We start from the raw sequence: 22,765 nt of genomic DNA on the forward strand, positions 1-22,765 counted from the left end.
GACGATGCCTGCCGTTCACGCCAATCCAGGAAGTGCGGCCGCAAGGCGCATGGCGCGGGCGCGACTGCTGCGCACGCTGCTGCCGGCGCTGTCGCTCGCTCTCGTGCTCATCGCCATCGCCTGGCTCAATCCGCGCGCCATCAGCTATTTCGGTTTCAACCTGATGTTGAACCTGGCGATCCCCATCGCGCTCGCCACCATCGCGCAGATGTTCGTGATCGCCAGCAACGAGCTCGACCTGTCCATCGGCACCTTTGTCGGCTTCGTCGCCTGCGTCACCGCGACCTGGCTGCGCGACGAGCCCCTGCTCGGCGTCGCCGTTCTGATCGGCGGCATCCTTGTCTACGCCGCGCTGGGCGCGCTGATCCATCTGCGCAACCTGCCCTCGATCGTGGTGACGCTCGGCATGAGCTTCGTGTGGCAAGGGCTCGCCATCCTCGTCCTGCCCAAGCCCGGCGGCAAGGCGCCCGACTGGCTTCTTGCCCTCGTCGGCTTCAAGCCGCCCTTCGTGCCCTTCCCGATCCTCGCAGCCGTGCTGATTGCGGTGATCGTGCATTTTGGCCTGATGCGCACCTCCTATGGCGTGATCCTGCGCGGCTCGGGTGGCAATCCGGCAGCCATCGCGAAGGCCGGCTGGTCCCTCCTCAAGATCAAGATGTGCCTGTTCGCCCTGACAGGCCTGTTCGGCGTGCTCTCCGGCATGGCGCTGATCGGCATCACCACCTCGGCGGACGCCAATATCGGCAATGGCTACACGCTGCTGGCGGTGGCCGGCGTCATCCTCGGCGGGGGTGAGTTCGTGGGCGGCCGCGTCTCGCCGATCGGCGCGGTGATCGGTGCGTTGACCTTGGCGCTCGCCGCCTCGCCGCTGCTCACCTTCATGCGCATTCCGCCGGACTGGCAGGTTGCCGCCAATGGCGCCATCCTCATCATCGTGCTCGCCGCCCGGGCGCTGATCAGCCGCAGGGAGGGGTGATCGTGGGGTCCCTGAAGCTTCTCACGGAAAAGCCCTGGCTGTGGTCCTTCGTCGGCGCCCTCGCCGTGTTCCTGGCGACGATTGCCTTCACCGGCGGCTACGGTGCAGGCGGCATGGTTACCGCCGCCCTGGCGCTGGCCGAATTCACGGTGATCGTCGGCGTCGGCCAGATGTTCGTCATCACGCTAGGCCCCGGCAATGTCGACCTCTCGCTGCCGGCCAATATCGGCCTCGCCAGCGCCGTCGCCATGAAGGTGATGGACGGCAGCGACTCCATGGTCGCCGTGGGCCTGCTCGCGGCGCTGGCCTGCGGCATGGCGATCGGCATGTGCAATTACCTGCTAATCTGGGCCCTGCGCATTCCGCCGATCATCGCCACCCTGTCGGCGAGCTTCATCATCCAGTCCGTCGACATCAGCTATGGCCGCGGCCTGCAGATCAAGCCGCCGCCGGGCTTTGCCGACTTCACCAACCTGCAGGTCCTCGGCGTTCCCGTCCTCGCCATTGTCGTGATCCTGTTCACGATCCTCGCCGCCATCGTGCTCCAGCGCATGATCTATGGCCGCTCCGTGCTGGCGATCGGGCAGAACATGCGCGCGGCCTGGCTGGCAGGGGTGAAAGTCGGGCGCATCCGCTTCCTCACCTACACGCTCTCGGGGGCGCTGGGCGGCATCGACGGCGCCCTGCTCGCCGGCTATTTCCGCGGCGCCAATGTCGACCTCGGCAATGAATATCTCCTGTCCTCGCTGGCCGTGGTGGTGATCGGTGGCACCTCGGTGGCCGGCGGCAAGGCCAACATCCCCGGCATCTGGGGCGCCGCCCTCTTCCTGGTGCTGCTGCTCACCATGCTCAACACCTTCGGCGTGAGCGCCGGCGTGCGCCTGGTCCTGACGGGAGCGATCATCGTGGGCGTGATCACGGCGGCAGGCGGGCAGAAGGCGCAGAGGTAACCCCGATCACGGTAGCTGGAAATCCGAGCCATCGGGCAGCTATCCTTGGAGAGGATGTGGCAAGCCCTTCCGGCTAACCCCAAGAACAACAACGATATCATCGTATCGCTTGGCTACCAGTCCCGCACGCAAACCGCAGCCGAACTGCAAGACACGGCGTCTCCCGGGTAGCTTTGAACAATGAAGATTGCCTAAAGCCAAAATTGATTGAGAGTGCTGGCAGATCTGCGCTTACATCAGCTGAAATTTTGCTCGAATTATCTGCGACGCACTCGCAACCATCGCCATTCGCTCACATTATGTGAGACGATAGCAGACCTGTCGGGAAACTCGTTCGCATAAGTAGGGGTGCCGGAAAGATTGGGAGTTCTGCGAAAGATATTGCTTCTCAATATTGACCGTAATCGTGTCCACAATCGGCGCGCTCCAGCAATCGAATGAATATTCTCTTTCAGATTCACGCCGAGAGCATCGAAATCAGCAGCGTCTCATTGAATTGGAACTGAGGAATATCTTATGTTGGATCAATGGGATAACTTTTTTGTCATGGTGGGCAGCGGCGCGGCGGCGCTTGCAGGGTTGATTTTTGTCGCGATGTCGATCAATCCCGAAAGTATTATCCGAAACACCACACATAAGAACCGGGCAATTAATATGCTATCGGGCTTCAGCGCGATTTTCATGGCATGCAGCCTTGCGCTTTTGGGAAAGCAATATCTTATAGCACTCGGCTTTGAATGGCTTTTCCTCTGGATCATCGCAACAGTCATATTTATAAGAGGTTATACTATAGCTATCAGAGCAGGGATGAGTTCCATTGGGTTGAACGCGCCGCGGCTCGCGGGTGGCACAATGTGTTACCTTGCTGAGGTTGTAGGCGCAATTTTACTTATTCTCGGATATAGCGCAGGACTTTACATCGCAGGTGTTGCAACCATTGTCTTGTTCGCCTTCCTCATTTCGGGCGCATGGCTCCTTATCATCGGCATCTACGAAGACCCGGCTGGGTGATGAGTTCCACCCCGGCTCTTCTGTCCATCGATGCACATGGCCGCGCGCTTTTGTGACAAGCCGGAATCGGACTTACGCACTGTGGCGTATGGATCAGGAATTGCGTGAAAAGGAGCACTTATTCTCCGACGCTTCCTCAGGCACGGCCCTCCTCGTCGTCCTCGAAGCCGAGCCCGATTGCCGCCAATCCCTCGTCAAGCAGGTCGGGAAGGTTTGGCGTGCCCACCAGATAGTTTCCGAGGTGAGGATTGAAAGCATCCCGCGCGGCAGCCAGGGAACGAGCATCCGACCATTCGTCGGCGCCGAAATTGGTGGTTCGATCTGAAGGTAAGACGCACTAGGCAGCGGCTTCCTCGGCCAACTCCACGCCATAGTCCTTGAGGACCGATCTGACGCGGGCAATCTCCGCTGTGAGGATATTTTCCAGGCCCGATACCAGCAGGGCCGTAATTTGGGGCCTCACGGCGCGCTCCGTCGGCCGATTGGACTTCGTCGTGTAGATCAACCGAAATTCCGGTGTCTGGCGTATTTCCTTGAGGGTTAGTTCAAGCTCATCCAGTTCCTCGAAGAGGCCGGCGATACGAAGAAAATCTTCTCTCTTCATGGGAAGGATCTTTCGTTGACGGCTCATTCGCGTCTGGATTGGCGTCGAATGTCCATTTCCGACCGCGTCTCTTTCGACGTGATAACTATGACGAGGTATCGAAGTTCCGCCGCCGGTGGAAACCTCGACCGCGTACGGAACACCTCCGCCTTGTCGGCGTTGAACTCGCGTCAACCATCAGGTCGCAACGCGTTGCTTGGACAATTCATGACCTTGATCTCCGGGCGGAATGGAGCAGAAGTGAGTCCGCACGAGATCCCGCGTACGACGCCGGATTCCCAGATGCCGCCAAGCTTGTTCGGCTTTGTCATCCGGGTCTCCGGCAAACATCAGATCTGGATCGGGCTGCTGGCGGTCCTGTTGTTCATCGCGGACACGGTCCCGCTCGAAGTGCAACGACGCCTTGTCAATTCCGCGGTCAAGGGCGGCGACTTCAAGATCGTGCTGATGCTGGCGATCTTGTTTGCCGTTCGCGCTTTGGTGCAGGGCCTCCTCAAGATCGGTCTCAATCTCTATCGCAACTGGGCCGGGGAATCCGCCGTGCGATGGCTTCGCAACGAGATCTCGCTCGTCGCCCAGCAGCCCGACTCGGCGCTACCCTCCGGCAAGGCAGGCGGGGTCGAGATCGCCATGGTCGTCGCGGAGGTCGATCCGATCGGAGGCTTCGTCGGGTCGAGCTTCTCCGACCCCATTCTCCAGTCCGGCGTGCTTATTTCCGTCTTCGGTTATCTCATATACCTCCAGCCTCTCATGGCTCTCGTCGGCATTCTGGTTTTCCTGCCGCAATGTTTCCTGGTGCCGTGGATGCAGGGCGCCATAAACCGGCGGGTCGGGGCTCGCATCTGGGTGTTGCGCAAGATCAGCGTGATGCTCGTCGATACCGTCAGGCGCGACGAGAGCACCAACCATTCCCAATCCCGGCGTGTCGACCAGGTCTTTCGTCTGAACATGAGCATCTACAAGCTCAAATTCGCGCTCAACTTCGCGATGAACTGGCTGAGCGCCCTGGGAACGGCGGTCATCCTGGGTATTGGCGGCTATCTCGTCGTCAACGGACAGACAGAAATCGGCACCGTGGTCGCTTTCGTCTCCGGGCTTGCCAAGATCAACGACCCGTGGGGCGACCTCGTGAATTGGTACCGCGACTATCGCGTCATCCAGGCGCGCTATCATCTGGTTGCGAGCGCGATGCGCACCGTCGGCGCGGAAGAAGGGGCGCTTGAGACATCTCGCTCAGCTTCAAAGCCGGAGGGTTGAGTGGTGTCTTGCCGGACATGCCGTGCAAGATCAGCCGTAAGGCAGCCCGGCGTGCACTCCCACACGCCCACCTCGAATTTCCCATCTTCGGAGCTGTAGAGCGTTCTGGCCGCTTCAACCTGGTCACCCGCGATGCATGTGGGCAGGCTCCAGAGAACTGCACCGAGTGGGAATTCTCCCTTCAACCACTCGCGGCTTGGCGGAACAGGCAACCATTGCTATTGAATTCTTCAATAAAAATGAAAGTAATGACGGTCAACGATGTTACTGTTTCGATTCGATGTGAACTTTCGAAACACCACTCATATGGCATTTACGTTACGATATGAAACAGCGATCAGCTCTTAACGCCAGAGAGACTGCAAGGCAATGAATAATATAACCATAAAGAACCGCATTCTGCTAAGCTTTGCAATAATTCTAGTGATTCTTTCCATCATGGCTATCGCCATCTATTATTGGCTTCAGCAGATTGAAAACGAAGCCAACACCTTGGAATCCAGCACGGTGCCGGCGCTCTATTACAGCGCTCAACTACAATCCTCTTGGGCACAGGCCTTTGGCCGCGTTGAGGAATTCGCGCTGCAGGATACCCCGGCGGATCGGGCGCGCGTCGCTAATCAGATTAAGACCAACCAAGAGAATCTGCGTCAGCTGATATCAAAGTACAAGACCACAATAGACACTGAACAGGATCAAAAGAACTACGACACCGTGGCGAATATCGCTAACCAGTTGTTTCCGGCAGAAGACGCGGTTCTACAGCGCGGGCTCACCACCAGTGCGTCAGGCGTCGTAACGGATGTCCAAGCGGATATTCGAGACCACCTGAAAGAACCTTATGCCGATATCGGAACAGCCCTCGGTGCGATGTTCAATTACAACAGAGGCGAATCCGACAATTCAAGCCGGCGTATCGTGGATGCGGTCTACGTGGCCCTCTATGGCTTGGCTATCGGCTTTGCTGCCGCGCTTGTCCTTTCCCTGTTGTGCGGATATCTTCTCTTCCGGGCCGTGATGTCCCCACTCGGCCGATTGCTTGGAACCGTCGACACCCTGCGTCAAGGCGATTTCAGCGAGCGCCTTGATCTCGGCCGGCAGGACGAATTCAGCACGCTGGGCGCCGGCTTCAATTCCATGGCCGACGACCTCACCAATCTCATCGGCCAGGTGCAGAAGTCCAGCATCCAGGTCAACACATCGATCACCGAAGTCGCCGCGACATCGAAGGAGCAGCAGGCGACCGCCCACGAGATCGCCGCGACGACAACGGAAATCGGCGCGACGGCCAAGGAGATCTCGGCGACTTCGAACGAACTCGCGCGCTCCATGCAGGAGTTGTCGGCCGTCGCCGAGCAGACGGCGACGCTGGCCGGAGGCGGGCAGGCAGGCCTGTCGCGCATGGAGGCGACCATGCGGCATGTGGTGGACGCTGCGGCCGCCATCAACGCCAAGCTTGCCGTCCTCAGTGAAAAGGCCGGCAACATCAACCAGATGGTCACCACCATCACGAAGGTGGCCGACCAGACCAACCTCCTGTCGCTCAACGCGGCGATCGAGGCTGAAAAGGCCGGGCAGTACGGACGCGGCTTTGCGGTCGTCGCCACCGAAATTCGCCGTCTCGCCGACCAGACCGCGGGCTCGACCTACGACATCGAGCAGATGGTGAAGGATATCCAGTCTGCCGTTGCCGCCGGTGTCATGGGCATGGACAAGTTTTCGGAAGAAGTCCGCCGCGGCATGTCCGAGGTTCAGGAGGTCGGAGGCCGGCTGTCCGAAATCATCGACCAGGTCCAAGGGCTGGTTCCGCGGTTCGAGGTGGCCAATGAGGGTATGCAAGCCCAGGCGGCCGGTGCCGTCCAGATCAGCGAAGCTCTGGTGCAATTGAGCGAGGCAGCCCAACAAACCGTCGAGTCCCTCCAGCAATCGACCATCGCGATCGATGAATTGAACCAGGTCTCAAGCGGGCTGCGCACAAGTATTTCCCGGTTCAAGCTGAGGGCATGACCGGGTATCGCCACCGACAGGCCGGGGTTGAACGATGCTCTTCCTGATGTTCCATCTGAACAAGGACCGCTATGTCCTCGATGTCGGACAGATCGAGGAAGTGCTGCCCTGTATTGCCGCCAAGGCCATTCCAGGCACGCCGCACGGTGTCGCCGGTGCGATCAACTATCATGGCCGGCCCGTGCCGTTAATCGACCTCAGCCTCCTGGCGCTCGGCCGTCCATCCGCGGAGGTGATGAGCACGCGCACCATCCTGGTCCGCTACCCATCTGCGCAGGGCGAGCCGCGCCTGCTCGGGCTGCTTGCCGAGCGCGCGACTGAAATTCTCAGCCGCAATCTCGATGATTTCGGCCCCTCCGGTATCGATGCCGGGACGCCGGCCTATCTTGGCCCCGTCCTGGCAGACGAGCAGGGCCTCATACAACTGGTGCAGGTGGATGGTCTCCTACCGGCGGAGATTCGCGACGCACTGTTTCAGCAGATCGAAGCGGTGGCGTGATGTCGGACGCCGTCGAGCTGTTCCTCAAGGAGGCGATCGGTCTCCATAGCGGCACAATCGGCTCCTCCGTGATCGATCACGCCATCAAACAACGCATGAATGCCTGTGGGATCACCGATATCCAGATCTATCGGCAGCATCTGGTCACCTCGGATTACGAACGCCAGGAACTGATCAACGCCGTCGTCGTTCCCGAAACCTGGTTCTTCCGCGACCGCGAGGCCTTCGGGGCAGCCGTGCAACACCTTCGAAACACCTCCGACATCAGCCGTCCCAAGCGCATCCTGAGCCTTCCCTGCTCGAGCGGGGAGGAACCTTTCTCCATGGCGATCTCCTTGTTCGAAGCAGGGTTTGGGGCAGAGGATTTCAGGATCGACGCGGTCGATGTCAGCACCCAGAATCTCGAAAAGGCCGAGCGAGCCATCTACGGCCGCAATTCCTTTCGCGGCAGCGACCTTGGCTTGTGTGCCAGCTATTTCGACAATGTCGATGTGGGGCTGCAACCGAACGACAGGGTGCGCGGGCAGGTCGCCTTTACGCGCGCGAACCTGTTCGAATGGGCGCCGGTCCTCGGCGAGCATGGTTACGACGTCATTCTGTGCCGGAACCTCCTGATCTATTTCGATCGCCAGACGCAGGAGCGGGCCCTTCGCCGGCTGGGAGGCTGGCTCGCGCCCAACGGCTTGCTGCTGGTCGGCCCCGGAGAATCCGGCATTCCGACGACCTGCGGCTATGCTTCGGTTCGGGCGCCGAGAGCTTTTGCATTTCGCAAAGCCGACCGACCGCAGATGGCTCCTGCAGCCGTGCTTCCGCTCCAGTCGTCACTGGCGCCGCGACCTGCAGCACCCGCAGGCTCGCCCAAGCCGAAGCCGACGGCCGCTGCAGGCAAAGCTGCGGTGAAGCCCTTCGGCGTGCCGCGAACCGCCATGCCGGAAAGCGCCGTATCGTCCGCGGACAGGGCAGCAGCCAGCCTTGCCGCGATCGAGCGAGCCGCCAACACGGGCAGGATGACAGAGGCAAGGCAGGCCGCCGCCGCTCATTTTGCCGACTTTGGACCGTCGGCCGACATCTTTTACCTGATGGGGCTGATCTGCGACGCGAGCGGCGAGACGAGCGAAGCCATCCAGCATTATCGCAAGGCGCTGTACCTGGCGCCCGATCATGCCGAAACCCTCGCACACCTCGCGCTGCTTCTCCAAAGCCGGGGCGATATCTCAGCCGCCAAGGCCCTCAACAGCCGCCTCGCCAAACTTGAGCAAAGGAGGAGCGGGTCATGACAGCCCCAGCCAAGGCCGAACAGCCAACGCCCGGTTCTGCAACCCTGCCGAACGCCCCGGTCGCCGCCCAAACGGCACGAAGCTTGCTCGACCGTCCCCTGCCCGTCGGATATCGCGAAGAGTGGGCACAGCATTTCGCGCGCAACGACCGAGGCGCCCGGGGAGAGGACGACGCTTCGGAGAAATCGCGCAGCTTCATGATTTTCCGCATCGGAGAGGAATGGCTGGCGCTGCCAGCAGCCATCTTTCACGATGTCGTCGAACCCCGTCCGGTGCACTCCCTTCCCCATCGCCGCGATGCCCTCGTGCTCGGCCTTGTCAATGTTCGCGGTGAACTGCTGGTTTGCGTCTCGCTCGCCCAGCTTCTCCATATCGGGCAATCCGCGCCCCAGGCTCGCTCGACCCGCGTGGACAGACTTCGGCGCATGGTCGTGATCGGGAGCGAACACCGGCGTATCGTATTTGTCGCCGACGAAGTGCACGGCCTCCAGCGCCGTCATGAAAGTAGCCTCCTGACCATTCCAGCGACGGTCAGCAAGTCGGCGTCGGCATTCACCACCGCCATGCTGGCATGGGAGGGTCGGACCGTCGGCTGCCTCGACGAGACCTCGGTGCTGGACATGCTGGATCGGAGCCTTGCATGAGCGGGGAGGATTTCAGCCAGTTCTCGATGCTCGACCTGTTTCGAGCCGAACTCGAGACGCAATCCCATGCCCTGACGACCGGCCTTCTGGCGCTCGAGCGCAATCCGAGCGCGGCCGATCACCTCGAAGCCTGCATGCGCTCCGCGCATTCTCTGAAAGGCGCCGCGCGCATCATCAATTTCATGCCCGCGGTCGCGGTGACGCATGCCATGGAGGAATGCTTCGTCGCGGCCCAGCGCGGGCAGATCCGACTGGGACGAGGCCATATCGATATCCTCTTGAAAGGGGTCGACCTGCTCGCTTCGCTCGCATCGCAGTCGGAACTGGACACCGACGAAGACGCGCCTGAGATCACTGATTTTGTCGATGCCCTGGAGCAGGCCTCGGCGCCCGCACGGACGGAGGTAGCCACGCCTGTTCTGGCGGCGCAGCCTTCGCGCGCCCTTGCTTCGGCAAGACCGGAGCCGGCACGCCCGGAGCCTGTCGAAGCCGGCATTCCGGCTTCCGGCAGCGCGGGGCCGGATCGCATCGTCAGGCTGACGGCAGGCAGTCTCAACCGGCTGCTCGGGCTCGCCGGTGAGGCCTTGATCGAGGCGAGGCGCTTGCGGCCATTCGCCGACAGTCTTGTCCGGCTGAAGCGGCTGCAATCGGATCTCGGCAAGGCATTCGACTCCCTCAACCTCGGCCTGGAGCAGGCCACAGACAGCGAACAGGCCCTGCCGGCGCTTGCCAATGCGAAGCAAAAGCTCGTGACCATGCAGGAATTCCTGGCAAAGCGTCTCGAAGAGCTGGATTCGATCGACAGGCGCGTAACCGACCTTGCCAACAGGCTCTACGACGAGACGCTAGCCAGCCGCATGCGGCCCTTCGAGGACGGCGTCAAACAATATTCGCGCATGGTCCGCGATCTCGGCATGGCTCTGGGCAAGATGGTTCGACTGGAGATCGTCGGCGGCTCGACCACCATCGACAGCGATATCCTGGAACAGCTCGATGCACCGCTCGGGCATTTGTTGCGCAATGCCGTGGATCACGGGATCGAGACATTGGTCGAACGCCTGGCAACCGGCAAGCCCGAAGAAGCCTGCATTCGGCTCGAGGCCCGGCACAGTGCAGGTCGCTTGCAGGTCATCGCCTCCGACGACGGCAGGGGCATCGATCTCTCCGCCCTGCGGGACCGGATTGTTTCCCGGCAGCTTGCAAGCCGGGAGTCCGTCACCAGCCTCAGTGAAGAGGAGCTTCTGGAATTTCTTTTCCTGCCCGGCTTCTCCCTCAAGGCAGAGGTGAGCGATATTTCAGGGCGCGGCGTCGGGCTCGACGCGGTCAGGGCCATGGCCAGGCAGGTCGGCGGTTTCGTCAGCCTCACTTCGAAGCTGGGCATCGGAAGCAGCTTCCAGCTCGAGTTGCCGCTGACGCGGTCGGTGGCGCGCACCCTGCTCGTCGAGATCGACGGGGAGCCCTATGCCTTTCCGCTTGTCGGCATCGTGCGCGCGCTGAATGTGCCGCGCGAGAGTGTCGAACTGGTCGAGGGCCGTCCCCACTTCCGCTTCGAGGAGCGACAGATCGGCCTGATCACCGCGCATGAGGTGCTGGAACGCACCGAATGGCAACCGGAGGGAAGCGAGCTTTCCGTCATTCTCATTGGCGAACGCGACGAGATCTATGGCGTGATCGTCGATCGTTTCGTTGGCGAGCGGGAACTCGTCATACGGCCTCTGGACCCCCGTCTCGCCAAGGTCAGGGATATCAGCGCAGCGGCGCTGATGGATGATGGCTCGCCCGTGCTTATCATCGATGTCGAGGACCTTCTTCGTTCCATCGAGAAGCTCGCTTCGTCCAGGCAGCTTCGCACGCTCAGCCGGGCTTCGGACGACGCCGCACGCAAGCAACGCAAGCGCGTCCTGGTCGTCGATGATTCCCTTACGGTGCGCGAGCTCGAGCGCAAATTGCTCGATCAGCGCGGCTATCACGTCGAGGTCGCCGTCGACGGCATGGATGGATGGAACGCCGTGCGCTCGGATCTGTTCGATCTCGTCGTCACCGACGTCGACATGCCGCGCATGGACGGTATCGAGCTCGTGAAGCTGATCAAGAGTGACGGGCGGCTCAGCGGAGTGCCGGTGATGATCGTCTCCTACAAGGACCGGGAGGAAGATCGCCGCCGCGGTCTCGATGCCGGCGCGGATTACTACCTGGCGAAGGGAAGCTTCCACGACGAGACGCTCATCCGCGCGGTGGCCGATCTCATCGGGGAGGCCAACGAATGACATCGCGAATGAGTATTCGATCATGAGAATTGCCATCGTCAATGATCTGCCCATGGCGATCGAACTGCTCCGGCGCACGCTGTCGATCACGGCCGAGCATCAGGTCGCGTGGATCGCCACAAACGGGCGGGAGGCCGTGGAGGCCTGCGCGCTCGATCTGCCCGACCTGGTCCTGATGGATCTGACCATGCCGGAGATGGGCGGTGTCGAGGCCACGCGGCGAATCATGGCCGCAACCCCCTGCCCGATCCTCGTCGTAACAGCGAGCATCGACGCGAACATTCCCGAAGTTTACGACGCGATGGGCTATGGCGCTCTCGATGCCGTCGAGGTGCCAACGATCAGTGCCGACGGGGGAACATCGGCCCAGGCGCAGCTTTTCCTGACCAAGATCGCCAATATAGCGAGGCTCATCAAGGATAGTCCGCTGGCCGGGGGAAACGGGAAGAAGTCTGCCTCTTCCTTCTCCCTCGCCCGGCGCCTCATTGCGATCGGGGCTTCGGCCGGCGGACCTGCCGCCGTCGCCGCCGTGCTCAGCAAGCTGCCCAGGGATCTGCCGGCCGCCATCGTGGTGATCCAGCACGTCGATGCGCAGTTCGTTCCCGGCCTGGTGACATGGCTCAGCCAGCACACGGCCCTGCCCATTCGCCCCGCAAAGGACGGCGACCGCCTGGAGACGGGCACGGTTTTCATCGCCGCGACGAACGATCATCTCGCCTTCAAATCGACGGGCGAACTGAAATACACGCCCGAGCCCTTGAACAACCTCTACCGGCCTTCGGTGGATGTGTTCTTCGAGAGCGCGGCACGGCGATGGCGCGGCGAGATCATCGCCGCCTTGCTGACCGGAATGGGACGTGACGGCGCCAGAGGGCTCAAGCTGCTGCGCGAGAAAGGGCATCTGACCATTGCCCAGGATGCCGCGACAAGCGCCGTCTACGGGATGCCCAAGGCCGCTGCGGCGATCGAAGCCGCCGTCGAGATTCTGCCACTCGATCTCATTGCTCCCCGCCTCATCCAGGCCTGTGGCCACCATGGTTGAAGGACCCTTGCCCATGTCGGAAGATCCCGATCTCGATCTAGAACTCGTGCCGGCCCCTGCCGACAAATACCTGTCGATGGTCCTGCTCGTCGACGATCAGATGATGATTTGCGAAGCGGTGCGCCGCGCTCTGGCCGGCCAGCCCGAGCTCGACTTCCATTATTGCACCAATCCGCTCGACGCCATCAGGATTGCAAACGAGACCAAGCCCACGGTGATCCTGCAGGACCTTGTCATGCCCGGCATGGATGGGCTCGACCTCGTCCGCGAGTATCGGCAGAACCCGGCCACGCAGTCGGTGCCCGTCATCGTGCTTTCCGCCAAGGAGGAACCGGCCATCAAGGGCGAGGCCTTCAACGCCGGAGCCAACGACTATCTGGTCAAGCTGCCGGATCGTATCGAACTGATCGCCCGTATCCGCTATCACACGCGCGCCTATCTCGACCATGTGCAACGCAACCAGGCCTATCGCGCCCTGCGCGAGAGCCAGCGCCAATTGATCAAGGCCAATCTCGAGCTGGAGCGCCTGACGCGTATCGACGGACTGACCTCCCTCGGCAACCGCCGCTATTTCGACGAGTATCTCAGCCTGGAATGGATGCGTGGGCGGCGAAGGCAAACGCCCGTCTCGCTCTTGATGATCGATGTCGACAACTTCAAGCGATACAACGACTCCTACGGCCATCTTGCCGGAGACGAGGCGCTCAAGCGCGTTGCGCGGGCGATTCAGGACAGCCTGAGCCGAGCGACCGACCTGGCTGCCCGGTTCGGCGGCGAGGAATTCGTCGCAGTCCTGGTCAATGGATCAGAGACGGGAGCCAACCAGATTGCGGAGAAGATGCTCCAGGCGGTCCGCGACCTTCAGATTCCACATGGCGAGGGATGCGTGACCATCAGCATCGGCGTGGCCAACGCATTACCCGGTGAGGAAAACTCCGCCGGAGAATTGCTGCATAACGCAGACCAGGCGCTGTTTCGGGCCAAAATGAAAGGCAGGGATCAGGTCGTGTCCTATGAGTCGCTGGGCGAAAAGAAAGAATAATACCAGCGGCTCCAATTATTGGCTCACAGACGCCGGGGATGACAGGTCAACGCTTAGGGCCGTTGGTATAAGTTCTCCGACGAGCGCCGGGCGAAGATCGGACGGTTGGATTTTGCTGTTGATCGCCTCAAAGAGGGCGTTCAACCAGCCACAGGCAGGGTGACGGGCGTCGACGATGGGAGTGGATAGGAAACGCCGCTCCTACCAGCGCTGGTGCACATAGGGCTTGATGCAGGTGTCGTAGATCGCGCGGATCTCCGCCATCGCCTGTTGCGGGATCGCGGGAAGATCCGCCGCCTCGGCATTCGAACGAGCCTGGGCGGGATTGCGGGCCCCGGGAATGGCGACGCTGACGGCGTCGAACATCAGGATCCAGCGCAGGGCGAATTTCGCCATGGTGGTGTCATCACCCACCAGCGGACGGACCTTCTCGACAGCCTGAAGCCCGACCTCATAGGGCACGCCCGAGAAGGTCTCGCCGACATCGAAAGCCTTGCCGCTGCGATTGAAGAGGCGATGGTCGGTGCTCTCGAACTTCGTGTCCTTCCTGAACTTGCCGGAGAGGAGACCGCTGGCCAGCGGCACGCGGGCAATGATGGCGATGTTCTTTTCCCTCGCCTGTCGGAAGAAATGCTCGCTCGGGCGCAGGCGGAAGGCGTTGAAGATGATCTGGACGCTGACGACGCCCGGATATTCGATCGCCTTGAAGGCCTCTTCGACACGCTCCACGCTCACGCCGTAATTGCGGATCTTGCCCTGCTTGACCAGCCGGTCGAGGCGTTCGAACACCTCCGGATGGTAATAGAGATCGGTCGGCGGGCAGTGCAACTGCACCAGGTCGAGCACCTCGGTCTCGAGGTTCTTCAGGCTGCGATCGATCCAAGTCGCAAGGTTTTCGGCGCTGTAGCCCTCCACGGACTGCGCCGGCAGGCGGCGCCCGGCCTTGGTCGCGATGAACGGACGCTCCCCGCCGCGCTCCCGCATGACCCGGGCGATCAACTGCTCGGAATGGCCGTCGCCATAGACATCCGCGGTGTCGATGAAGGTCACGCCCGCGTCGAGAGCAGCATGCAGGGCGGCCAGGGCGTCCTCGTCATTGATCTCTCCCCAGGCCGCGCCGATCGCCCAGGCCCCGAAGCCGATTTCACTCACGCTGCGGCCCGTCCGGCCAAACTGTCTTGATCGCATCTCGCTCTATCCCAGAATTCAGCCTCTCGCGGCGGGCTTCCATGCCAGCCGGCCCCGGACTTGACATCCACGGGGACGGCTATTATCAGAAAACACGGTTGTCGTACAACCATGTAAGAATGCAAAATCGGATCGGGAGGACGATCGTGAGGAACCTGCTCAGGAAGGGCGCCCTTGCGGCGCTATGCTTCGGCCTGCCTCTGGCGGCCGCGTCGGCACAGGATTCGGGGAACGTGATCAAGATCGGCGTGGTCGCCGCCGAATCCGGCGCCTTCGTTTCCGCCGGCCACACCTTGCCGGCCGGCGTCAGCCTGGCCGTCGACGAAATCAACAAGGCCGGTGGCGTCAAGCTCGGTGACAAGACCTATACGCTTCAGCTGCTGAAGCGCGACGACCGCACGGATATCGCGACCGCCATCGCCGCGACGCAGGAACTGGTGCGCGACGAGAAGGTCGCGGCGATCTTCGGTTCCGAGACGCATGACTTCACGCTGGCCATGGCGAAGATCACCCAGCCCGCCAAGGTCATCCACATTGCGGGCAACAGCACGCTGGCCAAGATCCTCAACCCGCAATCGGTCGCTGCCGGCGGTGAGGATCACTATCTCTTCCAGTCGGAACCACAGGAGTTCCAGCGCTCCGGCTCCACCGCTCGTGGCGTCCTCAACCTGCTGACGCCGCTGGTCGGCCATCCCTTGAAGAAGTCCGTCGTCATCGTAGGCAATGACGCGACGGGCCAGTTCCTGACCTCCTACTACGTCAAGGCACTGAAAGCGGAAGGCCAGGAAGTCCCCGACATCATCTTCTATCCGCCGGATACGACGGACTTCTCGCCCTTCCTCACCCGCGCCAAGGGCCTGAACCCGGACGTGGTGCACTTCTGGTACAATGGCGACTCCACGCTCACCGCCCTGCCCCAGGCCATCGAGCTTGGAGTTGCCCCCAGCTATTTCCTGTTCGGCGTCGATCCAGGCATCTGGAAGCAGCGCGGGCTGAGCGCCGACGTTCCGGTGGCCATGAGCTGCGTACCGCTGTGCTGGGGTGAATCTTCGAGCGACAAGGCCAAGGATTACTTCCAGCGCTACTTCGCCTCCGGCGCGCCGAAGGGCGTCACCTCCTCGGTGTCGCTGCTCTACTACGACTATGTCCACTTCCTCGTCGATGCCTGGGAGAAGGCCGGCACGACCGATCCGGACAAGACAGTCGCCGCCATGGAGGAGCTGCATTACAAGGGTGTCGTCTCCGATGACCTCTCCTTCAATCCCTCGCATCAGGTAACCCATGCGACGGAGGTTTGCGCCGCCGCGCCCAATGGTGACTTCAAATGCTCGATGCAGCAGCCTCCTGCCGACGCACCGCAATGATCGCCTGACATCGGGACGGGGCCGCTGCCTTCATCGAGCGCCCCGCCCTCCATCCGCCTGGCGGATAGACCAAGCAGACGGAAGACGGCCTTGGACATTCTGGTACAGCAACTCCTCAACGGGCTTTGCATCGCCAGCGTGATCACTCTGATCGCGGTTGGCGTGACGCTCATTTTCGGATTGACAGGCATCATCAATTTCGCTCATGGCGAATTTCTGATGGTCGGCAGCATCATCACCTGGCTTGCGGTGAGCAATGGTCTCGTCTTTCCGCTCGCCCTGGTCCTCGCGATTCTTGCCGTGGCCTTGATGGGCCTTGTTCTCGAGCGGGCGCTGTTCCGTTTCACGCTGGAGCGGCCCACCAACGGCTTCATCGTGTCGCTCGGCCTGATCGTCGTGCTGCAGCACATCGTCATCTTCTTCTGGGATCCCAACCAGAAGAGCATCCCCCGGCCGCTCACCGGCATCTGGAATGTCGGCGGGGTCCGCATCGCCTCGGTGCGCGTCATGGTGATCCTGGTGACCATCGCCGTCGTCGCCCTGACGATCGCCATGGTCACCCGCGGCCGCTACGGCCGGGCTTTGCGCGCCAGCGTCGAGGATCGCGACACCGCCGCCCTGATGGGCATTCCCGTGCGCCGCTACATCACGGGCGTCTTCGTGCTCGGCAGTGCGCTCGCGGGCCTGGGCGGCGCCCTGCTCATCGCGCTCTTTCCCGTCACACCCTTCACCGGCGGCACCATGGTCATGAAGGGTTTCGCCGTGGCGCTGATCGGCGGCCTCGGCAATCTGACGGGCGCCGTCGTCGCCGGCCTCATCCTGGGCGTGGTGGAAGGTTTCAGCGCCGGCTACGGCCTCTCCCAATGGACCGATGCCTATTCCTTCGGCCTGATGATCCTCGTTCTGCTGTTTCGGCCGAATGGCCTCTTCGGCGGCACCAGTGGCCCGAAGATGGCCTGATACCATGAAGAAATCCGTCTCGCCCCTCCGGTCGTTGCTGCCCGCCCTGATCGTGCTGGCACTGCTGGCGCTCGTGCCCTTGTTGTCCCCGAGCAATCGCCTGCTGTCGCTGGCCATCTCCGCTGGGATCAACATCGTGGCGCTCTACGGCCTCTCGGTGTTGTTCGGCCAGACAGGCATCCTCTCGATGGGCCATGCCGCGCTGGTCGGCGTCGGTGCCTATGCAGCCGCCTTGCTGGCCCGCGACTTCGGCGTCGGCTTCTGGGTGGCCCTGCCCTTCGGCGGCCTGTTCGCGGCGGTGGCCGCCGCTATCATCGGCATTCCCTCGCTGCGTGTCAGCGGCCACCATTTCGTGATCATGACCTTCGCCTTCGGACAGTTGCTGACCATCATACTCACCAATGGCGGCGACTATACCGGTGCGGCCACCGGCCTCGACCTGCAGTTCCCGGTAACCCTGTTCGGCCACCCCATCGACGATTTGCCCTTCTACTACACCCTGGTGTTCGCGATGGTCACCGTCAGCGCCATCGCAAGCTGGGCGATCATCAACTCGCCCTATGGCCGTACGCTGCGCGCCATCCGCGAAAACGAGAAGCTCGCCGCCTCCCTCGGCATCAATGTCGGGCGCCACAAGATCGGCGCCTTCATCGTCAGCGGCGTGTTCGCCGGCGTCTCCGGCGTGCTGCTCGGCTACTTCCTGCGCCACATCTCGCCGATGCAGTTCGCCTCCTTCCCCAGCATCTATCTGGCGCTCATGGTGATGATCGGCGGCGCTCGCCTGCTGCTTGGGCCGATCGCCGGCGGCATCCTCGTGTCCTTCCTGCCGGAGATCATGAATCTCGATCCTGTGGAATCACGCATCCTCTATGGCGTCTGCCTGATCGCCGTCATCCTGCTCCTCCCGAACGGCGTCATCGCCGGGCTGATGGCTGGCTGGCGCGCCCTTTTCGGCCCCTCCCGCAATGGCAGCGGTGCGCCGACCGCCGCCGGACAGACTTCCGGAGCCGAGCGATGAGCGCCATCCTGGAAATCAGGGGCCTTCGCAAACAGTTCGGCGGTGTCACCGCCCTCTCGGGCGTAGACCTTGCCATCGAGGAAGGAGAGATCCTCGGTGTCGTCGGCCCGAACGGCTCGGGCAAGACCACGCTTTTCAATGTCGTCACGGGCGTCCACAAGGCGACGGCGGGTAGAGTCCTCTGGCGGGGGCGCGACATCACCGGTCTCGCCGCCCATGAGATCTCGCGCGCCGGCATCGGCTATACCTTCCAGCAGGCCATGGCCTTTCCCGGCCTGTCGGTAATGGAGAATGTCCGCATCGCCTGCGAGCATGTGCGCCGGACGGATGGCTCCTATCCCTGGACGACGCCGCAGGCGCTGCTCGATTTCGTCGGGCTTTCGGCGCTGTCGGGAGACGAGGCCAGGATCCTGCCTTTCGGCAACCTGCGCCTGCTCGGCATCGCATTGGCTCTCGCGACCCGACCGTCCCTGATCCTGCTCGACGAACCGGCCGCCGGCCTCAATGACCGCGAGACCGCGACGCTCGTCGGGCTCGTCAGGCAGTTTCCGGGGCATGGCATCAGTGTCTGCGTGATCGACCACGACATGAAGCTGATGCAGATGCTCTGCAAGCGGCTGGCGGTGCTCGATTTCGGCTCGAAGATCGCCGACGGCCCCACGCAGGAGGTGCTCAACGATCCGAAGGTCCTGGAAGTCTATCTTGGAGCTGCGTTGTGACGCTTCTTTCCGTCTCCAACGTCACCAATGGCTACGGCGCCACCATTGTCGATCGTGACGTCTCGCTCACGCTGGCCGACAATGAGATCGTCACCATTCTCGGGCCGAACGGCGCAGGCAAGTCAACCCTGCTCAAGACGATCGTGGGCCTGGTCAAACCGCGCATCGGCAGCATCTCGCTCAATGGCGAGGACGTCACCGGTCTTGCCCCTGATGCCATGGCCAAGCGCGGTGTCGTACTCGTGCCGGAAGGCCGGCGCATCTTCGCCGACATGACCGTGGAGGAGAATCTGCGGCTCGGCGCCTATGCCCGCCGCGATGCGACCGGGGTCGACGCCGACGTGCGGACAATGGAACGGTTCTTTCCCATCCTCGCGACAAAGCGCCGGCACAAGGGCGGCTCCCTGAGCGGCGGGCAGCAGCAGATGCTTGCCATCGCGCGCGGCCTGATGGCGCGGCCGCGCGTGCTGCTGCTCGATGAACCCTCGCTCGGCCTCTCCCCCCTGCTCGTGAGGGAGATCCAGGCCATCATCCTCGATATCGGGCAGCGTTTCGGCGCCTCCGTGCTGCTCGTCGAGCAGAACGCAGGCCTGGCGCTTTCGGTGGCATCGCGCGGCTATCTCATGCAGAACGGCCGCATCGCCATTTCCGGTCCCATTGGCGAGCTTCGGGATATGTCGCTCATGCGGGAACTCTATCTGGGCGGCATCACCGAAAAGATACCATGAGCGATCCGCAATTGCCGGCGCCGGGTGTTGCTACCTGGACAGGCCCTCGTCACGCAGGCTTTCGAAACGCGCGGCGCTGCGAGACAGATGGTTGCGAAGCGCTTTCCTCGCCGCAGCCTCGTTGCCGTCGCGGATCGCGGTGAAGATTGCGTAGTGCTCCTTGCGCATCCGCGTGGTGTGCCGCTGGCGTTCGGCGTCGGTCATCCTGTCCAGCCGCATCCATTGGCGCGGAACCATCGACGTACCGAACGTATCGAAAAGCCGCCCGTAATAGGAGTTTTGCGTGGCCACCAGGATCGAACGGTGGAAGGCATAATCTTCCTCGGCGCCATATCCACCCTGCTGGATGGCGCGGTCGAGCGCGTCCAGGCGCTTCTGCATGCGGGCAATGTCATCGGGCGTGCGCCGGAGGGCCGCCAATCCTGCCGCCTCATATTCGATGCCGATCCGCAACTCCAGCACGCGCAGGACTTCGTCGATCGACTCGAGATCGGTCGGAATGATTGAAAAGGAACGCGGATTCGGATCGTTGGAAACGAACGCCCCCAGCCCCTGCCGCGTTGTGATCAACCCCTTTGCCCGCAAGGTCGCCAGCGCCTCGCGGACGATCGTGCGGCTGACACCGGTCGCCTCCATGATCGCCTGTTCGGTGGGAAGGCGCTGGCCGGGTTTCAGGTCGCCGGATTCGATCTGGGCTATCAGGCGGTCGGCGAGCCCGCTCCGCAGATTTGGCGTCTGCTGGATCGTGTTGAAGACTGCGCTGTCCCTGTCTCTCATGCCGCTCGAAGCCCGCCCGCTGTCCGACAACCAATATTGTCAACGTAGCTACCCTGCGGCAGCCCAAAAAGCAAAGCCATGCTTTGCACGGGACAAAGACGAGGCAGCGGTATCGACCAGTCAGAGCCAGGCAATTGGAGCGCTGACTTGATGATAGGAACCTATCCGGATTGCTCGTCGGCAAGGCCTACACGGCCGGCGGCGTTATGGAGATGGGCGCGCATGGCGTCCTGGGCTTCGTCGGCATCGCCGGCGGCGATGGCGTCGAGGATGCGCTGATGCTCGCCGAGCGTCACGGCGGCGAGGTCTTCCGAGCGCTGCTGGTTGCCGGAGGCGAGGATGCTCTCGCGGACTTTCTCGGAAACGAACATGAGAAATTGCACCATATAGGCGTTGCCAGTGGCGGCAGCGACCTTCTTATGGAATTCGAGATCGGTCTTCAGCCACGTGACGCTGCCATAGGGCGCTTCCCGCATCGTCGCGAGCGCCCCCTCCAGGGCCGACAGATCCTCCTCGGTCCGGCGCCTGGCGGCAAGTGCCGCCGCCTGAACCTCCAGGATGCCGCGCAGTTCGAAGAGGGAGCGGAAGGCGTCGCCCTGCTGGAGTGCCTCGAAATCGATGGTCAGCACGGTCGCATTGGGCTCGTCGGCCACGAAGGCGCCGCGGCCCTGCTGCGACCAGATGCGCCCTTCCGAGCGCAGGCGCGCAATGGCCTCGCGCACGACGTTGCGGCTCACCCCGAAGGTCTGCGCGAGTTGCTGCTCCGTCGGCAGCTGGTCGCCGGATTTCAGCCGGCCCTGCGCGATCTCGCGGGAGATCGAGCTTGCCACCAAGGTCGAAAGATGCGGCCCCCGATTGACCTTACCGAGCTTCAGCGTCATTCCACACCCCCTGCGCGCTTGCCAAGATCCGCCCCTCGCTCAGCAAATGCTTGGGATCGAAAGCGTCCTTGATTCGGCGGGAAAGTTCCAGCGTCAAAGGATCGGCGCGTTTGAGGAAAGCGGCCTGCTTGACGCGGCCGATGCCATGCTCGGCACTGATCGAGCCGCCATGCCTGTCGACGATGTCGAAGATCACCTCCTCGGCGGCGTGAAACAGCCCGTCGAAGTCGGCTGGCGGCATGGTTTCGGGTGGCACGATGTTGAGATGGATATTGCCGTCGCCGACATGGCCGTAGGTAACGGCGATGGCCTCTGGCAGCATCTGCGCGAGTGCGTCGAGCGTGTCCGTGACGAAAGTGGCAAGGCTCGATATCGACACCGAGACATCCGTTCGAAGGTAGCGCCCGCCCCGGCCCTGCGCCTCCACCATCATTTCGCGCAAGAGCCAGAGCCTGTCGGCCTGGGCTCGGCTCCCCGCGATGACACCGTCGAGCACGAGGTCGGAAGCATCGGCAAGGAAGCCCTCCAGCAGGCCCCTGAGGTCGACCCTGCCCGCTGCGGAGGCCTCGATCAGCACATAGACGGGGTAGGCCTCGCCGAGGGGATCGTGCAGATCATCCCTGGCGTTGAGGGCGATCTCGATGCCGCCGCGCAGGATCAGCTCGAAGGCCGAGAGGAGATCGCTGCATTCGCGCCGTGCCCGGGCGTAGAGCTGCATGGCGGCGTCGACGGAGGCGAGGCCGACAAGCGCGGTCTCGACCTGCGTCGGCTTTGGGAAGAGCTTCAGGGCAGCGGCCGTGACGATACCGAGCGTCCCTTCGCTGCCGATGAAGAGCTGCTTGAGATCATAGCCGCGATTATCCTTGCGCAGGGTTCGCAGGCCATTCCAGACCTGCCCGTCGGCAAGCACGACTTCGAGACCGAGCACCAGATCGCGCGACATGCCATAGCGCAGCACGTTGAAGCCACCGGCATTGGTGGAGACATTGCCCCCGATACGGCAGCTGCCCTGCGCGCCGAAAGTGATGGGCAGGATGCAATCGGCGGCCTCGGCTTGGCGCTTGGCATCCTCCAGGATGCAGCCCGCCTCGACGACCATCGCGAAATCGATCGGATTGACCGAGCGGACTTTGTTCATGCGCTCGAGCGAGACGACGACCTCCCCGCCGGGATAGCTCGCCACGGCGGCGCCCACCAGCCCGGTCAGGCCGCCCTGCGGCACCACATGGATCTGCTGCTCGTAGCAGCAACCCATCAGCAGGCTGAGCTCTTCCTTCGAGCGCGGTCTTGCGACCGCCAGCGGGCGCCCGTAATGGTCGCCGGACCAGTCCCGGCTGTAGCGCTCCAGCGCCTCTCCATCCGACAAAAGCAGATCCGCCGGCATCGCCGCGAACAGAGCCGCGAGCGCTTTTTGCTGGGACGGCGGAAGGGCATTCATTCGGAAGCTCCGACTGGAGGGGAAAACATCTGGACAATTGGACTGCTTGCATGGTTATCATACAACGCTGGCTTGGAACATCAAGAGCAGAGGGCCCCTCCCGCGCCCTGCTTTCC

The 22,765-nt window shown here is 62.5% G+C and carries 21 protein-coding genes and 1 pseudogene; 16 read left to right on the top strand and 6 right to left on the bottom strand.

Annotation, left to right across the window (positions count from 1 at the left end; genetic code table 11):
* Positions 1–4: 4 nt before the first annotated feature.
* The 3 genes from QQL24_RS24225 (at position 5) to QQL24_RS24235 (ending at position 2,937) form a co-directional block, all read left to right on the top strand.
* Positions 5–976: an ABC transporter permease gene (locus QQL24_RS24225; RefSeq protein WP_284314972.1), complete on the top strand. Its 972-nt coding sequence runs from the start codon at positions 5–7 to the stop codon at positions 974–976.
* 2 nt (positions 977–978) lie between these two features.
* Positions 979–1,926 (top strand): ABC transporter permease, encoded by a 948-nt coding sequence (locus QQL24_RS24230; RefSeq protein ID WP_284314860.1) that lies wholly within the window; start codon positions 979–981, stop codon positions 1,924–1,926.
* A gap of 516 nt (positions 1,927–2,442) precedes the next feature.
* A complete protein-coding gene (locus tag QQL24_RS24235) occupies positions 2,443–2,937 on the top strand; it encodes a hypothetical protein (protein ID WP_284314861.1) in 495 nt (164 codons plus the stop codon).
* Positions 2,938–3,073: 136 nt separating this feature from the next.
* Here QQL24_RS24235 and QQL24_RS24240 read toward each other — a convergent pair.
* Together QQL24_RS24240 and QQL24_RS24245 are read right to left on the bottom strand one after the other, a co-directional pair.
* A pseudogene (locus QQL24_RS24240) lies at positions 3,074–3,235 on the bottom strand (DUF3775 domain-containing protein); the annotation flags it as partial.
* Positions 3,236–3,274: 39 nt separating this feature from the next.
* Positions 3,275–3,541 carry a hypothetical protein gene (locus QQL24_RS24245; protein ID WP_284314862.1) on the bottom strand — a complete coding sequence of 89 codons (267 nt, stop codon included), beginning with the start codon at positions 3,539–3,541 and terminating at the stop codon, positions 3,275–3,277.
* Between the two features lie 207 nt (positions 3,542–3,748).
* Here QQL24_RS24245 and QQL24_RS24250 point away from each other — a divergent pair, with 207 nt between their 5' ends.
* The 8 genes from QQL24_RS24250 (at position 3,749) to QQL24_RS24285 (ending at position 13,576) form a co-directional block, all read left to right on the top strand.
* Positions 3,749–4,798 carry an ABC transporter ATP-binding protein gene (locus QQL24_RS24250; RefSeq protein ID WP_284314863.1) on the top strand — a complete coding sequence of 350 codons (1,050 nt, stop codon included), beginning with the start codon at positions 3,749–3,751 and terminating at the stop codon, positions 4,796–4,798.
* A gap of 369 nt (positions 4,799–5,167) precedes the next feature.
* The gene (locus QQL24_RS24255; protein WP_284314864.1) at positions 5,168–6,805 is read left to right on the top strand and encodes a methyl-accepting chemotaxis protein; all 1,638 of its coding nucleotides are present in this window, start codon (positions 5,168–5,170) and stop codon (positions 6,803–6,805) included.
* Between the two features lie 34 nt (positions 6,806–6,839).
* Entirely contained in the window at positions 6,840–7,304 is a 465-nt protein-coding gene (locus tag QQL24_RS24260; RefSeq protein ID WP_284314865.1) for a chemotaxis protein CheW, read from the top strand.
* Positions 7,304–8,581, top strand: coding sequence for a CheR family methyltransferase (locus QQL24_RS24265; RefSeq protein ID WP_284314866.1), 1,278 nt, complete (start codon positions 7,304–7,306; stop codon positions 8,579–8,581). Before QQL24_RS24260 ends, QQL24_RS24265 begins: the two co-directional genes overlap by 1 nt.
* Positions 8,578–9,225, top strand: coding sequence for a chemotaxis protein CheW (locus tag QQL24_RS24270; protein ID WP_284314867.1), 648 nt, complete (start codon positions 8,578–8,580; stop codon positions 9,223–9,225). Before QQL24_RS24265 ends, QQL24_RS24270 begins: the two co-directional genes overlap by 4 nt.
* Positions 9,222–11,492 carry a hybrid sensor histidine kinase/response regulator gene (locus QQL24_RS24275; protein ID WP_284314868.1) on the top strand — a complete coding sequence of 757 codons (2,271 nt, stop codon included), beginning with the start codon at positions 9,222–9,224 and terminating at the stop codon, positions 11,490–11,492. The genes QQL24_RS24270 and QQL24_RS24275 overlap by 4 nt, the downstream gene beginning before the upstream one ends.
* Before the next feature lie 22 nt (positions 11,493–11,514).
* Positions 11,515–12,534 (top strand): chemotaxis-specific protein-glutamate methyltransferase CheB, encoded by a 1,020-nt coding sequence (cheB, locus tag QQL24_RS24280; protein ID WP_284314869.1) that lies wholly within the window; start codon positions 11,515–11,517, stop codon positions 12,532–12,534.
* 13 nt (positions 12,535–12,547) lie between these two features.
* A complete protein-coding gene (locus QQL24_RS24285; protein WP_284314870.1) occupies positions 12,548–13,576 on the top strand; it encodes a GGDEF domain-containing response regulator in 1,029 nt (342 codons plus the stop codon).
* 201 nt (positions 13,577–13,777) lie between these two features.
* Here QQL24_RS24285 and QQL24_RS24290 read toward each other — a convergent pair whose 3' ends face one another.
* Positions 13,778–14,764, bottom strand: coding sequence for an aldo/keto reductase (locus QQL24_RS24290; protein WP_284314871.1), 987 nt, complete (start codon positions 14,762–14,764; stop codon positions 13,778–13,780).
* Positions 14,765–14,910: 146 nt separating this feature from the next.
* Here QQL24_RS24290 and QQL24_RS24295 point away from each other — a divergent pair, with 146 nt between their 5' ends.
* The 5 genes from QQL24_RS24295 (at position 14,911) to QQL24_RS24315 (ending at position 19,553) form a co-directional block, all read left to right on the top strand.
* On the top strand, positions 14,911–16,128 hold the full coding sequence (locus QQL24_RS24295; RefSeq protein WP_284314872.1) for an ABC transporter substrate-binding protein: 1,218 nt from the start codon (positions 14,911–14,913) through the stop codon (positions 16,126–16,128).
* 90 nt (positions 16,129–16,218) lie between these two features.
* Positions 16,219–17,088: a branched-chain amino acid ABC transporter permease gene (locus QQL24_RS24300; RefSeq protein ID WP_284314873.1), complete on the top strand. Its 870-nt coding sequence runs from the start codon at positions 16,219–16,221 to the stop codon at positions 17,086–17,088.
* Between the two features lie 4 nt (positions 17,089–17,092).
* Positions 17,093–18,106 carry a branched-chain amino acid ABC transporter permease gene (locus QQL24_RS24305; protein WP_284314874.1) on the top strand — a complete coding sequence of 338 codons (1,014 nt, stop codon included), beginning with the start codon at positions 17,093–17,095 and terminating at the stop codon, positions 18,104–18,106.
* Positions 18,103–18,825: an ABC transporter ATP-binding protein gene (locus QQL24_RS24310; RefSeq protein ID WP_284314875.1), complete on the top strand. Its 723-nt coding sequence runs from the start codon at positions 18,103–18,105 to the stop codon at positions 18,823–18,825. The genes QQL24_RS24305 and QQL24_RS24310 overlap by 4 nt, the downstream gene beginning before the upstream one ends.
* Complete coding sequence (locus QQL24_RS24315) at positions 18,822–19,553, top strand: ABC transporter ATP-binding protein (RefSeq protein ID WP_284314876.1); 732 nt, start codon at positions 18,822–18,824, stop codon at positions 19,551–19,553. Before QQL24_RS24310 ends, QQL24_RS24315 begins: the two co-directional genes overlap by 4 nt.
* A 30-nt stretch (positions 19,554–19,583) precedes the next feature.
* Here QQL24_RS24315 and QQL24_RS24320 read toward each other — a convergent pair whose 3' ends face one another.
* From QQL24_RS24320 to QQL24_RS24330, 3 genes are all read right to left on the bottom strand, one after another.
* Positions 19,584–20,330, bottom strand: a complete 747-nt coding sequence (locus QQL24_RS24320; RefSeq protein ID WP_284314877.1) for a FadR/GntR family transcriptional regulator — start codon at positions 20,328–20,330, stop codon at positions 19,584–19,586.
* A gap of 161 nt (positions 20,331–20,491) precedes the next feature.
* Complete coding sequence (locus tag QQL24_RS24325) at positions 20,492–21,211, bottom strand: FadR/GntR family transcriptional regulator (RefSeq protein WP_284314878.1); 720 nt, start codon at positions 21,209–21,211, stop codon at positions 20,492–20,494.
* Positions 21,192–22,649, bottom strand: coding sequence for an FAD-binding oxidoreductase (locus QQL24_RS24330; RefSeq protein ID WP_284314879.1), 1,458 nt, complete (start codon positions 22,647–22,649; stop codon positions 21,192–21,194). The genes QQL24_RS24325 and QQL24_RS24330 overlap by 20 nt, the downstream gene beginning before the upstream one ends.
* Positions 22,650–22,765: the final 116 nt, after the last annotated feature.

It is taken from the genome of Labrys miyagiensis, from assembly GCF_030160835.1.
Taxonomy (GTDB): domain Bacteria; phylum Pseudomonadota; class Alphaproteobacteria; order Rhizobiales; family Labraceae; genus Labrys; species Labrys miyagiensis.

Bases quoted from the DNA above. Each gene is read 5' to 3' on its own strand.
- QQL24_RS24225 (WP_284314972.1), top strand. From the start codon at position 5: ATGCCTGCCGTTCACGCCAATCCAGGAAGTGCGGCCGCAAGGCGCATG.
- QQL24_RS24235 (WP_284314861.1), top strand. From the start codon at position 2,443: ATGTTGGATCAATGGGATAACTTTTTTGTCATGGTGGGCAGCGGCGCG.
- QQL24_RS24245 (WP_284314862.1), bottom strand. From the start codon at position 3,541: ATGAAGAGAGAAGATTTTCTTCGTATCGCCGGCCTCTTCGAGGAACTG.
- QQL24_RS24250 (WP_284314863.1), top strand. From the start codon at position 3,749: ATGACCTTGATCTCCGGGCGGAATGGAGCAGAAGTGAGTCCGCACGAG.
- QQL24_RS24255 (WP_284314864.1), top strand. From the start codon at position 5,168: ATGAATAATATAACCATAAAGAACCGCATTCTGCTAAGCTTTGCAATA.
- QQL24_RS24260 (WP_284314865.1), top strand. From the start codon at position 6,840: ATGCTCTTCCTGATGTTCCATCTGAACAAGGACCGCTATGTCCTCGAT.
- QQL24_RS24265 (WP_284314866.1), top strand. From the start codon at position 7,304: ATGTCGGACGCCGTCGAGCTGTTCCTCAAGGAGGCGATCGGTCTCCAT.
- QQL24_RS24270 (WP_284314867.1), top strand. From the start codon at position 8,578: ATGACAGCCCCAGCCAAGGCCGAACAGCCAACGCCCGGTTCTGCAACC.
- QQL24_RS24275 (WP_284314868.1), top strand. From the start codon at position 9,222: ATGAGCGGGGAGGATTTCAGCCAGTTCTCGATGCTCGACCTGTTTCGA.
- cheB (WP_284314869.1), top strand. From the start codon at position 11,515: ATGAGAATTGCCATCGTCAATGATCTGCCCATGGCGATCGAACTGCTC.
- QQL24_RS24285 (WP_284314870.1), top strand. From the start codon at position 12,548: ATGTCGGAAGATCCCGATCTCGATCTAGAACTCGTGCCGGCCCCTGCC.
- QQL24_RS24290 (WP_284314871.1), bottom strand. From the start codon at position 14,764: ATGCGATCAAGACAGTTTGGCCGGACGGGCCGCAGCGTGAGTGAAATC.
- QQL24_RS24305 (WP_284314874.1), top strand. From the start codon at position 17,093: ATGAAGAAATCCGTCTCGCCCCTCCGGTCGTTGCTGCCCGCCCTGATC.
- QQL24_RS24310 (WP_284314875.1), top strand. From the start codon at position 18,103: ATGAGCGCCATCCTGGAAATCAGGGGCCTTCGCAAACAGTTCGGCGGT.
- QQL24_RS24320 (WP_284314877.1), bottom strand. From the start codon at position 20,330: ATGAGAGACAGGGACAGCGCAGTCTTCAACACGATCCAGCAGACGCCA.
- QQL24_RS24325 (WP_284314878.1), bottom strand. From the start codon at position 21,211: ATGACGCTGAAGCTCGGTAAGGTCAATCGGGGGCCGCATCTTTCGACC.
- QQL24_RS24330 (WP_284314879.1), bottom strand. From the start codon at position 22,649: ATGAATGCCCTTCCGCCGTCCCAGCAAAAAGCGCTCGCGGCTCTGTTC.